The organism is Lentzea sp. NPDC058450 (assembly GCF_042721395.1).
Classification (GTDB): domain Bacteria; phylum Actinomycetota; class Actinomycetes; order Mycobacteriales; family Pseudonocardiaceae; genus Lentzea.
The window spans coordinates 1-17,262 of the sequence record NZ_JBHXLO010000004.1 but is presented as its reverse complement, the minus strand read 5'-3'; the positions used below and the strand labels follow the sequence as shown (position 1 = coordinate 17,262).

17 protein-coding genes are annotated in these 17,262 nt (G+C 69.4%); 9 read left to right on the top strand and 8 right to left on the bottom strand.

The genetic code is table 11. The features are described from left to right. Nucleotides 1-7 precede the first annotated feature (7 nt). Together ACFWNN_RS08240 and ACFWNN_RS08235 are read right to left on the bottom strand one after the other, a co-directional pair. Entirely contained in the window at nucleotides 8-1,093 is a 1,086-nt protein-coding gene (locus tag ACFWNN_RS08240; RefSeq protein WP_382439188.1) for a Zn-dependent alcohol dehydrogenase, read from the bottom strand. 79 nt (nucleotides 1,094-1,172) lie between these two features. Continuing rightward, complete coding sequence (locus tag ACFWNN_RS08235) at nucleotides 1,173-1,364, bottom strand: ferredoxin (protein WP_382439187.1); 192 nt, start codon at nucleotides 1,362-1,364, stop codon at nucleotides 1,173-1,175. A gap of 45 nt (nucleotides 1,365-1,409) precedes the next feature. Here ACFWNN_RS08235 and ACFWNN_RS08230 point away from each other — a divergent pair, with 45 nt between their 5' ends. After that, nucleotides 1,410-2,570, top strand: a complete 1,161-nt coding sequence (locus ACFWNN_RS08230) for an acyl-CoA dehydrogenase family protein (RefSeq protein WP_382439186.1) — start codon at nucleotides 1,410-1,412, stop codon at nucleotides 2,568-2,570. A gap of 11 nt (nucleotides 2,571-2,581) precedes the next feature. Beyond that, nucleotides 2,582-3,493: an acyl-CoA dehydrogenase family protein gene (locus tag ACFWNN_RS08225; protein WP_382439185.1), complete on the top strand. Its 912-nt coding sequence runs from the start codon at nucleotides 2,582-2,584 to the stop codon at nucleotides 3,491-3,493. On the opposite strand, the gene ACFWNN_RS08220 is transcribed toward ACFWNN_RS08225, so the two are convergent. Further along, nucleotides 3,494-4,582: an NAD(P)H-dependent flavin oxidoreductase gene (locus ACFWNN_RS08220; protein ID WP_382439184.1), complete on the bottom strand. Its 1,089-nt coding sequence runs from the start codon at nucleotides 4,580-4,582 to the stop codon at nucleotides 3,494-3,496. Then, nucleotides 4,563-6,149: an acyl-CoA synthetase gene (locus tag ACFWNN_RS08215; RefSeq protein WP_382439183.1), complete on the bottom strand. Its 1,587-nt coding sequence runs from the start codon at nucleotides 6,147-6,149 to the stop codon at nucleotides 4,563-4,565. The genes ACFWNN_RS08220 and ACFWNN_RS08215 overlap by 20 nt, the downstream gene beginning before the upstream one ends. A gap of 74 nt (nucleotides 6,150-6,223) precedes the next feature. Between ACFWNN_RS08215 and ACFWNN_RS08210 the strand changes: the two genes are divergently transcribed. Together ACFWNN_RS08210 and ACFWNN_RS08205 are read left to right on the top strand one after the other, a co-directional pair. Continuing rightward, nucleotides 6,224-7,015, top strand: coding sequence for a crotonase/enoyl-CoA hydratase family protein (locus tag ACFWNN_RS08210; protein ID WP_382439182.1), 792 nt, complete (start codon nucleotides 6,224-6,226; stop codon nucleotides 7,013-7,015). Between the two features lie 11 nt (nucleotides 7,016-7,026). Next, entirely contained in the window at nucleotides 7,027-7,749 is a 723-nt protein-coding gene (locus tag ACFWNN_RS08205) for an HAD family hydrolase (RefSeq protein WP_382439181.1), read from the top strand. Here ACFWNN_RS08205 and kstD read toward each other — a convergent pair. The 4 genes from kstD to ACFWNN_RS08185 form a co-directional block, all read right to left on the bottom strand. Next, the gene (gene kstD, locus ACFWNN_RS08200; RefSeq protein ID WP_382439489.1) at nucleotides 7,746-9,320 is read right to left on the bottom strand and encodes a 3-oxosteroid 1-dehydrogenase; all 1,575 of its coding nucleotides are present in this window, start codon (nucleotides 9,318-9,320) and stop codon (nucleotides 7,746-7,748) included. The two genes, ACFWNN_RS08205 and kstD, sit on opposite strands and share 4 nt — an antisense overlap. 128 nt (nucleotides 9,321-9,448) lie before the next feature. Continuing rightward, complete coding sequence (locus ACFWNN_RS08195; protein WP_382439180.1) at nucleotides 9,449-9,901, bottom strand: pyridoxamine 5'-phosphate oxidase family protein; 453 nt, start codon at nucleotides 9,899-9,901, stop codon at nucleotides 9,449-9,451. Continuing rightward, entirely contained in the window at nucleotides 9,894-11,405 is a 1,512-nt protein-coding gene (locus ACFWNN_RS08190; RefSeq protein WP_382439179.1) for an acyl-CoA synthetase, read from the bottom strand. Before ACFWNN_RS08190 ends, ACFWNN_RS08195 begins: the two co-directional genes overlap by 8 nt. Before the next feature lie 25 nt (nucleotides 11,406-11,430). Beyond that, nucleotides 11,431-12,459, bottom strand: coding sequence for an LLM class F420-dependent oxidoreductase (locus ACFWNN_RS08185; RefSeq protein ID WP_382439178.1), 1,029 nt, complete (start codon nucleotides 12,457-12,459; stop codon nucleotides 11,431-11,433). A 45-nt stretch (nucleotides 12,460-12,504) separates the two neighbouring features. Between ACFWNN_RS08185 and ACFWNN_RS08180 the strand changes: the two genes are divergently transcribed. The 5 genes from ACFWNN_RS08180 to ACFWNN_RS08160 are packed head-to-tail and all read left to right on the top strand — an operon-like array spanning nucleotide 12,505 to nucleotide 16,960. Then, nucleotides 12,505-13,449, top strand: a complete 945-nt coding sequence (locus ACFWNN_RS08180) for a Zn-ribbon domain-containing OB-fold protein (protein WP_382439177.1) — start codon at nucleotides 12,505-12,507, stop codon at nucleotides 13,447-13,449. Between the two features lie 7 nt (nucleotides 13,450-13,456). Beyond that, complete coding sequence (locus ACFWNN_RS08175) at nucleotides 13,457-14,512, top strand: thiolase domain-containing protein (RefSeq protein ID WP_382439176.1); 1,056 nt, start codon at nucleotides 13,457-13,459, stop codon at nucleotides 14,510-14,512. Next, on the top strand, nucleotides 14,512-15,654 hold the full coding sequence (locus tag ACFWNN_RS08170; RefSeq protein WP_382439175.1) for a thiolase domain-containing protein: 1,143 nt from the start codon (nucleotides 14,512-14,514) through the stop codon (nucleotides 15,652-15,654). Before ACFWNN_RS08175 ends, ACFWNN_RS08170 begins: the two co-directional genes overlap by 1 nt. Next, complete coding sequence (locus ACFWNN_RS08165; protein ID WP_382439174.1) at nucleotides 15,651-16,511, top strand: TIGR03619 family F420-dependent LLM class oxidoreductase; 861 nt, start codon at nucleotides 15,651-15,653, stop codon at nucleotides 16,509-16,511. The genes ACFWNN_RS08170 and ACFWNN_RS08165 overlap by 4 nt, the downstream gene beginning before the upstream one ends. After that, nucleotides 16,508-16,960 (top strand): nuclear transport factor 2 family protein, encoded by a 453-nt coding sequence (locus ACFWNN_RS08160; protein WP_382439173.1) that lies wholly within the window; start codon nucleotides 16,508-16,510, stop codon nucleotides 16,958-16,960. The genes ACFWNN_RS08165 and ACFWNN_RS08160 overlap by 4 nt, the downstream gene beginning before the upstream one ends. The last annotated feature ends 302 nt before the right edge of the window (nucleotides 16,961-17,262 follow it).

Here is a 17,262-nt window from a genome sequence, read left to right as displayed (position 1 = left end):
GAGACTCCTAATCGAAGAGAATCACCTGGCGGATCAGGGATCCGCCGCCACGCAACGCCTGCAGGCCCTCGTTCACGTCCTCGAGCCTGATCCGCTTGCTGATCATGCCTTCGAGGTCGAGACGTCCCTGCCGCCACAGCGCGATCATCCGCGGGATGTCCCGGCGGAAGTTCGCCGTGCCGTAGAACGAGCCGTGCAGCGTCTTGTCGTGCAGGAACAGTTCCTGGGCGCTGAACGACACCATCGCGTCCGCCCGCCCCGCGCCGACGATCACCGTGTGGCCGCCGCGCCGGGTCAGGTCCCACGCCTGCCGGATCGTCGCGGGCAGGCCGACGACGTCGAACACGTAGTCGAAGCCCATCCCGAAGTTCAGCTGGTTGTTGAGGTCCGCGATGCCGTCCGGCGTCGTCGCGTGCGTCGCGCCGAACTTCTGCGCCACCTCGTGCTTCTCCAGCACGGGGTCGACGGCGACGATCCGGGCCGCGGCCGCGAGCCGGGCGCCCTGAAGCACCGCGACCCCGACACCACCGCAGCCGATCACGGCGACGCTGGAGCCCGGTTCGACCTTGGCGGTGTTGAGCACCGCGCCGACGCCGGTCAGGATTCCGCACGACAGCAGGGCGGCGACGTCCCACGGCACGTCGTCGTCGATCTTCACGGCCGCGTCGGCCGGCACGACCATCTCCTCGGCGAACGCGCCGAGCCCCGCGTACCCGAACGCCGGGTTGCCGCCGACGACGAACCGGGGCGAGGTGAACGCGGAGATCGTGTGGATCAGGCACAGATGTGCTTGCCCCGTAACGCATTGGGCGCACTTCCCGCACGGCGGCACGAACGTGATCGCCACGTGGTCACCGACCGCGAGCGACGTGACGGCGCTCCCGACCTCGGCGATCTCACCGGCGCCCTCGTGACCCACGACGCCGGGTGCCAGCGCGGGCAACGTTCCGTCCATTGCGGACAGATCACTGTGGCAGACACCGCACGCCTTGATCTTGATGCGGATCTCGGCGGGCCCCACGGGTGTGGTGGTCACGTCGTCGCGGAGCTCGAGCTTGTCGTCGCCTACCTGGTTGAGCACGGCAGCCTTCACCGGTATCACTCCTCGCTGAGCTCACGGCCGAAGTAACCCGTCGGACACTAGAATCTGTTCCTGTTCTTGACAAGGCCCATCAGCGTGAGAGGCGGAGCGCGCCCTTGGGGCAGGACGCCACCGCGCGTTCGGCCGGACCTTCCTCCGCCGACGCCAGCTCACCGTCCCGGATCTGCAAAACTTCCTCGTCGTCGAGGTCGAACACCTCGGGCAGGATGGTCATGCACTCCCCGTGCGCCTCGCACAGCGAAGGGTCCACGCCGACCTTCATCGCGGCCTCCTGACATGAAGTAGAACTTGTTCTAGAGTAGCGGTCATGCGCATCGGTTTCACGCCCGAACAGGAGCAGTTGCGCCAGGAGTTGCGGGCGTACTTCGCCGCGCTCATGACGCCCGAACGCCGAGCCGGGCTCGCCGGAGGCAGCGACTACGGCGACGCCGAGGTCTACAAGGACACCGTCCGCCGGATGGGGCTGGACGGCTGGCTGACCATCGGCTGGCCCGAGGAGTACGGCGGCCGCGACCGGCCGATGATCGAGCAGCTGATCTTCCTGGACGAGGCGTCCGCCGCCGGCGCGCCCGTGCCGTTCCTGACGCTCAACTCCATCGGGCCGACGATCATGACCTACGGCACGCCCGAGCAGAAGGCCTTCTACCTGCCGAGAATCGCGTCCGGCGAGCTGCACTTCGCCATCGGCTACTCCGAACCGGAGGCGGGCACCGACCTCGCCGCGCTGCGCACGCGGGCCGTCCGCGAGGGCGACGAGTACGTGATCAACGGCCAGAAGATGTGGACCAGCCTCATCCAGTACGCCGACTACGTGTGGCTCGCCTGCCGGACCGACCAGGAGTCGAAGCGGCACCGGGGCCTCAGCATCATCATGGTGCCGACCACCGACCCCGGCTTCTCCTGGACGCCGGTGCCGACCATGTCGGGGCCCACGACCAGCGCGACCTTCTACGACAACGTGCGCGTGCCGGTCGGCAACCTCATCGGCGAGGAGCACAAGGGCTGGAAGCTCATCACCAACCAGCTCAACCACGAACGCGTCGCCCTGTGCTCGGCCGCGCCGCTGCAGACCGCGCTGCGCGAAGTTCGTCAATGGGCGGACGAAACCGGTGCCGCCCAGCACGAGTGGGTGCGCCTGCACCTCGCCCGCGTGCACGCCAAGACCGAGTTCCTCAAGCTCGTCAACTGGCGGATCGCCTCCGGTTCCGACGAGGCGCCGTCCCCGGCGGAGGCGTCGGCGACCAAGGTGTTCGGCACCGAGTTCGCGACCGAGGGCTACCGGCTGCTGATGGAGGTGCTGGGCGCCAACGGGATCGTGCGCGCCGGCTCACCGGGAGCGTTGCTGCACGGCCGGGTCGAACGCATGCACCGCTCGGCGCTGATCCTCACGTTCGGCGGCGGCACCAACGAGATCCAGCGGGACATCATCGCGCGCGTGGGCCTGGGACTGCCCGCCGTGCCCCGGTAGAGGAGACTTCCGTGGACTTCACCCTGACCGAGGCCCAGCGCGAACTGGCCGCGCTGACCCGCAAGATCCTCGACTCGTCCGACACCCCGTGGCTCGACCTGGTCAAGTCCGGGGTCGTGCCGGAGCAGCCCGACGAGTTCGGCGTCCTGGAGCAGTGCGCGGTGCTGGTCGAACTGGGCCGTGCGGTCTCCCCCGCGCCTTACCTGCCGACGACGGTCGCGTCGTCCGCGCTCGCCGAGTTCGGCACCGCGGGCCAACGCGAACGCTGGCTGACCCCGGGAACCGTGCTGTCCGTGGCACTTCAGGAGACCGACGGCGAGCTGACGACCGTGCCGTCCGCCTCCGCAGCGGCGGCCTTCCTCGTCGCCCAGGGCGACCAGGTCTTCGTGGTCGCCGCGGAGGACCTGGAGATCACACCGCAGGAACTCGTCGACGGCTCGGAGGCGGGCTCGTTCGCGTTCACGGGTGGCGAGGTCGTCCCCGGCCTCACGCCGGACTGGCTGGTCACCCGCTACACGCTGGGACTGTGCGCCCACCAGCTGGGCGTCACCGAACGCGCGCTGGAACTGACGGCGGAGTACGCCCGGACCCGCGTGCAGTTCGAACGCCCGATCGGCAGTTTCCAGGCCGTGGCCCAACGGCTCGCCGACGCCTACATCGACGTGGCCGCCATCCGGCTCACGCTCTGGCAGGCCGCCTGGCGACTGTCCGAGGGTCTCGACGCCGAGGCCGAGGTGGCGACCGCGAAGTTCTGGGCCGCCGACGCCGGGCACCGCGTGGCGCACACGGCCGTGCACGTCCACGGCGGCACCGGTATCGACATGAGCCACGACGTGCACCGCTACTTCACCGCGGCCAAGCGCAACGAGTTCGAGCTGGGCGGTGCGACCGCCCAGCTCCTGAAACTCAGTGCCGCGATGTGATCAGCGAGCCTTGTTCAGCCGTTCCACGGCCTGGTCGTACTCGCTCAGCAGGTCCGTCATCACGTCGGCGACGGGCCGCACCTCGTTCATCCGCCCGACGATCTGCCCGACCGGCATCGACACCACCGACGGGTCGCCCGAGCGGGCGATCCGGTGGTGCGCCTCGCTGACCAGCAGGTTCTGCAACGGCATCGGCAACGGCTCGGGCGCGTCCGGTTCCGTCCACGCCTCGGTCCAGCGGGTCCTGAGCAGCCGCGCCGGCTTGCCGGTGTAGACGCGGGTGCGCACGGTGTCGCTCGACCCGGCGGCGAGCAGCGCCTCCTGCGTGCTGGAGTTGCCCAGGGCGTACTCGGCCGTGGTGAGCCAGTACGAACCCATCCACACGCCGGACGCGCCGAGCGCCAGTGCCGCGGCCGCCTGCCGGCCCGAGCCGATGCCACCGGCGGCGAGCACCGGGACGTCGACCGCGTCCACGATCTCCGGCACGAGCACCATCGACGCGATCTCACCGGTGTGGCCGCCCGCCTCGTAGCCCTGTGCCACCACGATGTCGACGCCGTTGGCCACGTGCCGTCGCGCGTGTTCGGCCTTGCCCGCCAGCGCGGCCACCGGAACGCCTGCCGCGTGCACGCGTTCGATGACGTCCGTCGGCGGTGAGCCCAGGGCGTTCGCGATGAGCCGGATCGGGTGTTCGAGGGCGACGTCCACGTGCGACCGCGCGACCGAGTGCAGCCAGCCCAGCACGCCCTCGCCCTCCTCGCCGTCCGGCAGCGGGGGCACGCCGAGCTTCAGCAACGTCTGCGCCACGAAGTCCTTGTGGCTCTGCGGGATGAGCGTGGCGAGGTCGATCTGCGTGCCCTCGGCCGGGATCTTCGCGGGCATCACGATGTCGACCCCGTACGGCTTGCCGTCGGTGTTCTCGTCCATCCACGTCAACGCGCGGTCGAGGTCCTCCGCGTCGTTGAACCGCACGCACCCGAGGACACCGAGCCCGCCCGCCCGGCTGATCGCCGCCGCCACGTGCTCGGACGGCGTGAAGCCGAAGACGGGGTGCTCGATGCCCAGCTCGTCACACAGGCTGGTGCGCATGGTCCTCCACGTGGCGCTTCGCCCACTGGTAGTCGGGTTTGCCGCTCGGGGTGCGGCCGATCTCGGGCACCAGCCACAACGAGCGCGGTACCTTGTAGCCCGCCAGCGACTCGCGGACGTGAGCGTCCAGTTCGGACAGTGTCGGCGTGGTGCCGTCACGCGGCTGGATGATCGCTCCGACGCGTTGGCCGAGCGTGTCGTCGGGGACGCCGATCACGAGCGCGTCGAACACGTCGGGGTGCGACTTCAGCACTCCCTCGACCTCTTCCGGGAAGACCTTCTCGCCGCCGGTGTTGACGCAGGTGTTGCCGCGCCCCAGCAACGTGATGTCGCCGTCCTCCTCGAACCGGGCGAAGTCGCCGGGCACGGTGAACCGCCTGCCGTCGACCTCCACGAACATCCGCGCGGTCTTCTCGGGGTCCTTGTAGTAGCCGATCGGGATGTGCCCGCCACGCGCCAGCTTGCCGATGACACCGGGCGACGGCTCCAGTTTGTTGCCGTCCTCGTCGATGACGATGGTGTCCTCGTTGAGCTTCACTTTGGTGCCGTCGGTCTTCACCATCTCCTTGGGCACCGCGCCGATGCCGGTGGACCCGGTCTCGCTGGACCCGATGGACTCCAGCAACGTCGTGTGCGGCAGGTGCTCGTGGTACTGCTTCTTCACCGTGTACGAGAAGAGCGCGGCGCTGCTGTTGAGGATGTAGAGCGACGAGGCGTCGTACGTGCCGCGCTGGAACTCCTCGATCAACGGCCGGCCCATGGCGTCGCCGGTGATGACGGCGACCTGGACCTTTTCCCTTTCGATCACCTGCCAGATCTCGACGGGGTCGAACTTGGGCACCAGCACCACCGTGCTGCCGCTGAACAACGCGCCCAGCACGGCCCACTGCGCGGCGCCGTGGATCAGCGGCGGCAGGCACAACCGGATCAGGCCGTAGTCCTTGCCCGCCCTGGCCTGGTGCCACTCGTCGGCCAGCCGTTCGCCGGTGACGAAGTCGATGCCGCCGCCGAGCGTGCGCCACACGTCCTCGTGCCGCCACATCACGCCCTTGGGCATGCCGGTCGTGCCGCCGGTGAACAGGATGTAGAGGTCGTCAGGACTGCGCGGGGAGAAGTCCCGGTCACCCGACTCGGCGCTCAGGGCCGTCTCGTAGTCGGCGCCCTCGAAGGGTTCCTCGGTCTCGTCGTCGATCACGACGGTGTGGCCGGGCGCGCCGACCTCCGCGACCAGCGGCGCATAACGCCGTTCGTGCACGAGAGCGGTCAGGTCCGCCTCGCCGAAGAGGTATTGCAACTCGTTCTTGGTGTAGCGGTAGTTCACGTTGATGGCCACGGCACGCAGCTTGTAGACCGCGATCATGGCTTCGACCAGCTCGATCGAGTTGCGCGCGTAGAGCCCCACGTGCGCACCCTGCGTCACGCCGTTCTTTGCCAGGTGGTGAGCCAGTTTGTTGGCTCGCGACTCGAGCTCGGCGTAGGTGACCCTCTTGGCCCCGCACACGAGCGCGGTCCGGTCGGGCACGGTGTCGGCGGCGTGTTCAACGAGGTCTGCGACGTTGAGGGCCATAGCACGCAAAGTAGAACGTGTTACTGTTCTGGACAATCCCCCGTGCGGTCAGACTCGATCCAGGAGGCGCGCGAATGACGACCACGACAGAACCACACGCGTTGGTGGACTTGGTCGGCAACGTCTTGGTCGTCACGATGAACCGGCCCGAGGTCCGCAACGCCTTGTCCGGCCCCATGTTGGCCATCATGAAGGACGCGTGGGACCGCGTCGACACCGATCCGGACGTGCGCGTCTGCGTCCTGACCGGCGCGGGCGGCTCCTTCTGCGCGGGCGCGGACCTCAAGGCGATGACGTCCAACCACCCCAGCGAGAACGCCGGCAAGTTCGACTTCTCCGTCATCGAACCGCTGCTGAAAGGACGTCGATTGACGAAACCGCTCATCGCGGCGGTGGAGGGCCCGGCGGTCGCCGGCGGCACCGAGATCCTTCAGGCGACGGACATCCGGGTGGCGGGCGAGAGCGCGCGGTTCGGCGTCTCCGAGGCGCGCTGGGGCCTGTTCCCGATGGGCGGCTCGGCGGTGCGGCTGCCCCGCCAGATCCCGTACACGGTGGCGGCGGACCTGCTGCTGACCGGACGGCACATCAGGGCGGCCGAGGCCAAGGAGATCGGCCTGATCGGCCACGTGGTGCCGGACGGCCAGGCGCTGGACAAGGCCCTCGAACTGGCCGGGCTGATCACCGCGAACGGGCCCATCGCGGTGCAGAAGATCCTGCAGACCATGCGGGAGACCGAGGTCATGCACGAGAACGAGGCGTTCACAGTGGACGCCCGGCTCGGCATGGAGGTGTTCTCCAGCGAGGACGCCAAGGAAGGACCCCGGGCATTCGCGGAAAAGCGCAAGCCGGAGTTCAAGGGCCGGTAGCTTTCCCGTACGTGAGCACCTCCGTTGTCATCATCGACCTCGACGACTGCCTGATCCCGGACGGCTCGGCGGCCCGCGCCGCCATCGCCGCGGTGCTCGGTGAGCTCGCGATCCCGACCACCGAGCAGGCGGTCGACGTCGTGCTGGCCGCGGCCCGGCGGGAGTGGCGGGAGAACCGGACCGTCACGCACCGCGAGGTCGAACGGGTCGCGTCCTGGGAGGCGCTCTGGGCCGACTTCCACGAACTGCCGATGCCCCAGGACGTCATCGCCGCGTTGGTGGGCAACGACGTGCGGGCGTGGCGGCTGGCGCTGGCGGACCTGGGGAGTGCGGCCGAAGCGCAGACCGCCGCACTGGCGTTCCGGCGGCTGCGCAGGGCGTTGGTTCGGCCGTTCCCCGGCGTAGAGTCCGCTTTGGACTCACTGGCGCTGCGGCACGAGCTGTGGCTCGCCACCGACGGCTGCCGGTCGTTGCAGCGCGCCAAGATCGGGCTGTCGGGCCTGGCCGACCGGTTCGCGCGGATCTTCGTGTCGGGCGAGGTCGGCCACCCCAAGGGCACGCCTGGGTTCACCGACGCGGTCAGGACCGCGCTGACGGACGGCAGGACCGTGTGCATGGTGGCCGGGGACAGCCTGACCACCGATCTCCTGCTGGCGGAGACCGGTGGCTGGCCGTTCGTGCAGGTCGGCGCCGCGCTGACGTTCGCCGACGTGCCCGCGCGCTGCCGCTGCTAGATGTCGTTCGCGGCGATGTAGCCGAACGTCATCGCGGGCCCGATGGTCGAGCCCGCTCCGGCGTAGCTGCGGCCCATCACGGCCGAGCTCACGTTGCCCGCCGCGTACAGGCCGGGGATGACCGAGCCGTCCGGCCGCAGCACGCGCGCACGGGCGTCCGTCACCAGGCCGCCCTTCGTGCCGAGGTCGCCGGGCACGATCTTGAACGCGTAGAACGGCGCCAGCCACAGCGGGGCGAGGCACGAGTTCGGGAAGACGGCCGGGTCGGTGTAGTAGTGGTCGTAGGCGCTGTCGCCGCGGTGGAAGTCCGCGTCGCGGCCGGTCATGGCCTGGCCGTTGAAGCGGCTGACGGTCGCCTTCAGCGCGGCGCCCGGCACGCCGATGGCGGAGGCGAGGCCGTCCAGCGACCAGTTCTTCACCACCGCGCCCGACTGGTACCAGCCGTCCGGGAGCGGCAGGGCCGGGGCCACGTCGGCGAACAGGTACCTGTTGCGGTAGTTCTGGTCGACGATGAGCCAGGCCGGGATGCACGGGTCGGTGGGGTTCTTGTCGTACATGGTGTGCACGACGTCGCTGTACGGCCCGGCCTCGTTCACGAAGCGCCGGCCCGCCGCGTTGATCATCAGGCCGCCGGGCAGGGTGCGCTCGGCGAGGCAGAAGTACGGTGAGCCGGGGGTCGGGATGGCCGGGCCCCACCAGGCGTCGTCCATCAGGTCGACGGCGGCGCCCGCGCGCAGGCCGGCGCGGTGACCGTCGCCGGTGTTCTCCTTGGCGCCGACCGTCCACTGAGTACCGATCGGCTGGCGCTGGTACTGGGCGCGCATGGCCGCGTTGTGCTCGAAGCCGCCGGAGCCCATGATCACGCCGCGGCGGGCGCGCACAGCACCTCGTGAGGTCAGCACGCCGCGGACGGCGCCGTTCTCGACGATCAGGTCGTCGAGGCCGGTGTTCAGCCAGACCGGGACGTTCGACTGCAGCAGGCCCGCCCGCAGGCCGCCGGCCAGGGCCTGGCCCATCGTCAACGGCTTCTGGCCCGCCAGCGCGGCGGCGGTGCCCCGGGCCAGCGCCGCCGCTGCCGTGGCCGCGCCCTTGGCGTTCACCAGTGCCAGGGCGAGCCACTTGTAGTCGGCGCCGTAGATGACCAGGCCGGCGGGCGGCGTCAGGTAGGGCGCGTTGAGGTTGGCCAGTTCGGCGCCGAGGACGCGGCCGTCGAGCATCTCCGGTTCGATCGAACGACCTCGCGCGATGCCGCCGGGGAGTTCCGGGTAGTAGTCGCTGTAGCCGTCCATGTGCCGGAACCGCAACGGGCTGTTGCGCATGACGAACGAGATCATCTGCGGCCCGTGCGCGAGGTAGGCCTGCTGCCGCGCCAACGGGATGTCGCCGACGACGGCCGCCAGGTACTGCGTGGCCTTCGCGGGGGTGTCCGGGATGCCGGCGGCGAGGATGATCTCGTTGTTCGGGATCCAGATGCCCGCGCCGGACCGCGCCGCCGAGCCGCCGTACGTCGGCGCCTTCTCCACGACCACGCAGCTCAGCCCGCGCTTGGCGGCGGTCAGCGCGGCGGTCATGCCGGCCGCACCGGCGCCCACCACGACGACGTCGAACTCACCGAGGTCGGCCGACGCCGTCCCGGTCCTGACCAGTCCCGAAGCCAGCGCGAGCCCGGCTCCGGCGAGCACCTGACGGCGGTTCAGGTTCACGGTGTCACTCCCGACATCGTCTTGCGGTGGTCCCAGCTGGCGGTCTTGGTCGGACGGAAGATCACGGCGACGCGCCGGGCCATCGCCTTCTTCAACGCCTCACGGGCGGCCGGGTCGTCGCCGACCTCGCCGAAGTTGCGCGCCACCACGGCGTCCACGACCGGCCCGAGGTCGGTGAACTCGGTGACGCCCTCCATGTGCACGCCGCGCAGCTGGTCGTATGACTCCCCGGTCTCGGCCAGCACGCTGCAGCGCGGATCCCGTTGGAGGTTCAGGATCTTCTGCGACTTGCGGTCGGTGCAGAAGACGATCTCGCCGTCCACCCACGCGAACCACATCGGCGCGAGGTGCGGCAGCCCGGTGCGGCCGATGGTCGCCACGATCAACGTCTTCTGCCCGCGCAGGAACTCCTCGACCTCGCCGGCCGACATCCTGATCGCGTCACGCATCGCGCAGCTTCCGCTTGTACAGCTTGCCGTTCGGGTCGCGGGGCAGCTCGGCCCGGTACTCGACGGTCCGGGGCAGCTTGAACTTGGCGAGCCGGGTGCGCGCGAACTCCAGCAGCTCCTCGGTCAGCGCCTCGGACCCCTCCACGCCATCGGTCGGCTGCACGACGGCCTTGATCGCCTCGCCCCAGTCCGGGTGCGGCACCCCGAACACCGCCACGTCCGCGACCTTCGGGTGGCAGATCAGCTCGCCCTCGATCTCGGCCGGGTAGATGTTCACCCCACCGGAGATGATCATGTCGTTCTTGCGGTCGCACAGGAACAGGTAGCCGTCCTCGTCGAGATACCCGATGTCCTGCAACGTGAACAGCTTGCCGACGCGCGCGGCCCGGGTCTTCTCGGCGTCCTTGTGGTACTCGAACGTCGAGGTGCCCATCCGCATGTAGACGAGCCCCTGCTCCCCCACCGGCAGTTCGGTGCCGTCCTCGCCGAGGATCTTGATCTCGGACGTCGGCCACGGCAGCCCGACCGATCCGGGCTTCTTCAGCCACTCCTGAGCGGTGATCGCCGTGCCGCCGCCCTCGGTGGCGGCGTAGTACTCGATCACGACCGGGCCCCACCAGTCGAGCATGCGGCGCTTGACTTCGAGCGGGCACGGCGCCGCGCCGTGGATCATCGACCGCAACGACGACATGTCGTAGCGCGCCTTCACGTCGTCGGGCAGAGCCAGCAACCGGTGGAACTGGGTCGGCACCATGTGGCTGTGGGTCACCTTGTGGCGCTCGATCAGCCGCAGCATCTCCTCGGGCGCCCAGTGGTCCATCAGCACCGCGGTGTGGCCCAGCTGGATCGAGATGGTCACGAAGTTGAGCACGGCCGTGTGGTAGAGCGGTGATCCGCAGAGGTGCACGTGCCCGTCGTGCGGCTTGATCCCGAAGATGCCGAAGAACCAGGCGGCGTTCGGCGGCACGTCGTCGGGATCGGCGCCGGTCAACGGCCTGCGCACGCCCTTCGGCCGTCCGGTCGTGCCGGAGGTGTAGAGCATCGGCGACCCGGTGGTGCGGCCGTCGGGCCTGCCTTCGCCGTCGGCCCCGAGTCCGCTCAACGGCGTGAACCCGTCGATCTCACCGACCGCGAACCTCGCCTCGGCGGGAAGGCTCGCGGCGGCCTCCACGGCGGCCGCCGCGAACCGCTCGTGGGCCACGACGGCCTTGGCACCGCTGTCCTGCACGAGGTACGCGACCTCGGCCCCGGTCAGGTGCCAGTTGGCCATCACGACGTAGAGACCGGTCTGGTAGGCCGCGAAGTAGACGGCCACCAGTTCGGCGCTGTTGGGCAGCATCAGCACGACGCTGTCACCGGGGTTCAGGCCCAGGGCCCGGAACCCGCGCCCGTAGCGGTTCGCGTCGCCCGCGAGCTCGGAGTAGGTGATCTCGCGACCACTCGGATCGACCAGCGCGGTCAGGTCCGGCTGATCGGCAGCGATGTTCCAGAGTCCTGTGACCACACCCTCAAAGTAGAACGCGTTTCACCTACTGACAAGCCTCCGCGACGGCCTTGATCGAGGCAACGTCGCGACATCCGACGAGCAGTGTCGTGACGCCCGCCTTCTCCCACCGGCGGACCTCCTCGCGCACCCGCTCGGCTGTCCCGACGATGCTGATCTCGGACACCAGCTCGTCCGGAACCACCTGCGCCGCCTCGTCCTTGCGCCCGGCCTGGAACAGCCTGCCGATGTCAGTCACGACCTCGCCGTAGCCCATCCGCGTGAAGACCTCGGCGTGGAAGTTCATGCCGGGCGCGCCCATTCCGCCGATGTACAAAGCGACGAAGGGCTTCAGCATCGCCCGCACAGACGCCGGATCGTCCGTCACGACGACCTGGCACGTGGCCGCGACCTCGAAGTTCTCCCTGCTGCGGCCCGACTTGGCGAACCCGTCGTCGAGCCATTCGTTGTACATGTCGGCGAGCCGCGGCGCGTAGTAGATGGCGAGCCACCCGTCCGCGATCTCCGACGTCAGCGCGACGTTCTTCGGCCCCTCGGCCCCGAGCCAGATGGGCAGGTCAGCGCGCAGCGGATGGGTGATCGGCTTCAACGGCTTGCCGAGCCCCAGCGCCCCCGGCCCCTGGTAGGGCAACGGGTAGTGCGGGCCGTCGTTGCGCACGGGCGCCTCGCGCGCCATCACCTGACGCAGGATCGACACGTACTCCCTGGTCCTGGCAAGGGGTTTCGCGAACGGCCGCCCGTACCAGCCCTCCACGACCTGCGGCCCGGACACGCCGAGCCCGAGGATGAACCGCCCGCCCGACAGGTGATCGAGCGTCAGCGCGTGCATCGCGCACGCGGCCGGCGTGCGAGCCGACATCTGGACGACGGACGTCCCCAGCCGCACCCTGGAGGTCTCGGATCCCCACCACGCCAACGGGGTGAACGCGTCCGATCCCCACGCCTCGGCGGCGAACACCGCGTCGAAGCCGAACTCCTCCGCCGCCGCCACGAGTTCGGCGGCGTTCAGGGGCGGCTGAGCACCCCAGTACCCGAGCTGCAGACCGAGCTTCATGCACCCATCTTGCCACCATTTCGAGAACCTGTTTCACTTTGATCTGTGACTCGGCCGCTGAGTGCTCCGCTCGACGTTGGCTTCGACTACACGCGTTCGCTCGGCCCGACGCTGGGCCGGTTCCTCTCGGATCTGCGCCGCCGCAAGGTGACCGGGATCCGGGGTTCCGACGGGCGCGTGCACGTGCCGCCGCTCGAGTACGACCCCGTGACCGCCGAACGCCTCCACGAGTTCGTGGGCGTGGCGGCGACCGGTGTCGTGCGCGGGTGGTCGTGGATTCCCGAGCCCCTCGAAGGACAGCCGCTCGACCGGCCGTTCGCGTGGGCGCTCATCCAGCTCGACGGCGCGGACACCTCGCTGCTGCACGCCGTCGACGCGGGCACCCCGGACCAGATCTCCACCGGCGCGCGCGTACGGGTGCGATGGCGCGACGAACGGGTCGGCGCGATCACCGACATCGAGTGCTTCGAGCTCTCCGACTCCCCGGCCGACGAACCAACGGACGCCGACGACGTCACGATGGTGACCACGCCGGTCAACCTGCACTACACGCACTCGGCGTCGCCGACCGAGGACCCGTTCCTGCGCGGTCTCATGGAGGGCAGGCTGCTCGGCCAGCGCTGCCCGTCCTGCGAGAAGGTCTACTTCCCGCCGCGCCCGGCCTGCCCGACCGACGGCGTGCCGACGACGGACCAGGTCGAGCTCGCCGACCGCGGCACGATCACGACGTACTGCGTGGTCAACGTCCCGTTCCTGGGCCAGCGCATCCCACCGCCGTACGTCTCGGCTTACGTGCTGCTCGACGGCGCGGACATCCCGTTCCTGCACCTGCTGCTCGGCGTCGCGCCGGAGGACGTGCGGATGGGCATGCGCGTCGAGGGCGTGTGGAAGCCGCGCGAGGAGTGGGGCCCGACGATGCAGAACATCGACCACTTCAAGCCGTCCGGTGAGCCGGACGCGCCGTTCGACTCCTACTCCCAGCACCTGTGAGGCTCGCGTGCGTGACATTGCGGTAGTCGGCTTCGCGCAGACGCCCTGCGTGCGCGAGACCGACGGCACCACCAACGGTGTCGAGATGCTGGTCCCGATCTTCCACGAGGTGCTCGGCGGCCTCGGCCTCACCAAGACCGACATCGGGTTCTGGTGCTCGGGCTCGTCGGACTACCTGGCGGGCCGCGCGTTCTCGTTCGTCTCGGCCGTCGACGCGATCGGGGCGTTCCCGCCGATCGCCGAGTCGCACGTCGAGATGGACGCCGCCTGGGCGTTGTACGAGGCCTGGGTCAAGCTGCTGTGCGGTGAGATCGACACCGCCCTCGTCTACGGCTTCGGCAAGTCCTCGGCCGGGCAGCTCCGCCGCGTGATGGCGATGCAGCTCGACCCGTACGTCGTCACTCCACTGTGGCCGGACACGCTGGGGCTGGCGGGCATCCAGGCGCGCATGGGCATCGAGACCGGCCTGTGGGACGAACGCGCGATGGCCTCGGTAGCCGCGCAAAGCCGTCGCAACGCCCTCTCGAACCCACTCGCCCAGCTCTCCGGCGAAGTGGAGGCCGACGAACTCCTGTCGCTGCCCTACGTAGCGGACCCGTTGCGGCGCCACGACTGCGCCCCGATCACTGACGGCGCGGCCACGATCGTGCTGGCCGCCGGTGACCGCGCCCGCGAGCTGTGCGAACGCCCGGCGTGGATCACCGGCTTCGAGCACCGCACCGACTCCCCATCGTTCGGCACCCGCGACCTCACGACCTCGCCGTCCACCGTCGCCGCGGGCAAGGCGGCGGGCACGGACGGCGTCCAGGTCGCCGAGCTGCACGCGCCTTTCACCCACCAGGAGATCCTGCTGCGCCAGGCGCTCGGCCTCGGCGACGACGTGAGCGTCAACCCGTCCGGCGGCGTCCTCGCGGGCAACCCGATGTTCTCCGCCGGCCTCGCCCGCATCGGCGAGGCCGCCCGCCGCATCCACGACGGCACCGCCGAGAAGGTCCTGGGCCACGCCACCAGCGGCCCCCTGCTCCAACAGAACCTCGTCTGCGTCATGGAAGGGCGTGCGTGATGCGACCGGCAGCAGTGGTCGGCACCGGCCAGACGCACCACGCGGCGAAGCGCCTGGACGTCTCGATGGCGGGCCTGTGCCGCGAGGCGATCGACCGCGCGATGGCCGACGCGGGCGTCGACTGGCCCGACATCGACGCCGTGGTCCTGGGCAAGGCCCCCGACCTCTTCGAGGGCGTCATGATGCCCGAACTCTTCCTCGCCGACGCCCTGGGCGCGGTCGGCAAACCCTTGCTGCGCGTGCACACCGCCGGCTCCGTCGGCGGCAGCACCGGCAACGTGGCCGCCTCCCTCGTCCAGTCCGGCGTCCACAACCGCGTACTGGCCGTGGCATTCGAAAAGCAGTCCGAGTCGAACGCCATGTGGGCGCTCTCCGTACCCACTCCCTTCACCATGCCCGTCCACGCGGGCGCGGGCGGCTACTTCGCCCCGCACGTCCGCTCCTACATCCGCCGGGCGGGCGCCCCCGAACACGTGGGCGCCATGGTCGCCGCCAAAGACCGCCGCAACGGCGCGCGCAACCCGTACGCCCACCTCAAACAACCCGACATCACCGTGGAATCGGTCCAAGCCTCCACGATGCTGTGGGACCCGATCCGCTACGACGAGACGTGCCCGTCCTCCGACGGCGCCTGCGCGGTGGTCATCTCCTCGGAACCCACCTCCGGCAAGGCGGCCTGGATCCGCGCCACCGCGATGCGCACCGAGCCCACGACGTTCGCCGGACGAGACCAGGTCAACCCCCAGGCGGGCCGCGACGCAGCCCGAGCGCTCTGGAAGCAGGCGGGCATCACCGACCCGCTGTCCGAAGTGGACGCCGCGGAGATCTACGTCCCGTTCTCCTGGTTCGAACCGATGTGGCTCGAGAACCTCGGCTTCACCGACATCGGCCAGGGCTGGAAGCTCACCGAGGCAGGCGAAACCGAGATCAAGGGCCGCCTCCCGGTCAACCCGAGCGGCGGCGTCCTCTCGTCCAACCCGATCGGCGCCTCAGGCCTCCTCCGCTTCGCCGAAGCGGCGATGCAGGTCATGGGCACGGCAGGAGACCACCAGGTGGACGGTGCACGAGTAGCCCTGGGCCACGCCTACGGCGGCGGCTCCCAGTTCTTCGCCATGTGGGTAGTCGGATCGGAGAAGCCGTGAAGTTCACCGTAGGCATCGCCATGAGCCCGCTCGACCAACTCACCGAGCTGGCCCAGTGCGCAGAAGAGTGCGGCTACGCCTCAATAGCCCTGCCGGACTCCCTCTTCTTCTCCGAAAAGGTCTCCGCCGACTACCCGTACACCCCGGACGGCTCCCGAATGTGGAACGCGGACACCCCCTGGGTGGACCCGTTCGTAGCGGCAGCGGCAATGGGCGCGGTCACGTCCCGCATCAACTTCTACACCCAGGTCCTCAAACTGGGCTCCCGCAACCCACTACTCCTAGCCCGCCAAGTCGGCTCAGTCGCCCACATGACCGGCAACCGCTTCGGCTTCGGCGTGGGCCTCGGCTGGTCCCCCGAGGAATTCGAGTGGTGCGGCGTCCCGTTCAAGAACCGCGGCCCGCGCGTAGACGAGATGATCGACATCCTCAAACTCGTCCTGGCCGGCGGCATGGTCGAGTACCACGGCGACTACTTCGACTTCGACCGCCTCCAAATGTCCCCGGCCCCCACCGCCCCGGTGCCGTTCTACGTGGGCGGCCACACCCCGGCCGCCCTCAAACGAGCCGCACGCGTAGGCGACGGCTGGACCTCGGCCATGATCAAGTACGACGAACTCAAACAGGTAATCGCCACCCTAGAAGACCTGGGCGCCTTCGAACGCCCCTTCGAGATCCAGGCGGTCTGCATCGACCGCTTCGGCCTGGACGGCTACAAACAACTCGCCGAGGTAGGCGTAACCGACACCATCGTCGTCCCCTGGCTCTTCTACGGCGTGGGCTTCGACGGCACCCTCCAGGCCAAAAAGGACGGACTTCGGCGCTTCGCCGACGAAGTGATCGGAGAACTCGCATGACCACAGCCGCCGCAGTCACCTGGACGGCCTCCAAGACCGAAACCCCGGCCCGAGTGGCCTCCTGGCGCTCCATGGAAGCCGTCTCACAAGGCCGCAAGGAAGACTGGCTGGCCCTCTTCGCCGAGGACGCCGTGGTAGAAGACCCGGTGGGCCCGTCCATGTTCGACCAGGAAGGCAAGGGCCACCACGGCAAGGAGGCCATCGCCGCCTTCTGGGACCTGGCCATCGCCAACGTGGAACGCTTCGAGTTCGCCATCCACGACTCGTTCGCAGCAGGCACCGAATGCGCGAACGTGGGCACCATCAGCGCCTTCCTCCCAGGCAACGCCCGCGTGGACACCGAGGGAGTCTTCGTCTACAACGTGGGCGAGGACGGCCTCATCAAATCCGTACGCGCCTTCTGGGAAACCGAACGCGCGATGGCCACCCTCCGCGTAGAGGAGGCCTGACACACACGCACAAGTGGCCCTCCGCCCAAGAGGTGGAGGGCCACACTCACGCACAAACACGCACGCACCCATGCCCACGCGAAGCCGAAGGCGAGCCCGTACGAGCACCGCACATCGATCAAGCGGTGTGGTGACCTACCAGCACAAACGCAACCACGCACCCGAAGAGATTGGGGCTTGACTTTGGGTGCGAGGTGCTAGCCTCTCGAGCTCGGCCGGGCGCTTTTCAGCCCGGCCTTTCCGGCCGACCAGCACCTCGCAAGGGCCCCGAAGTCAAGCCCCAATCTCTATCGTCGCGCAGC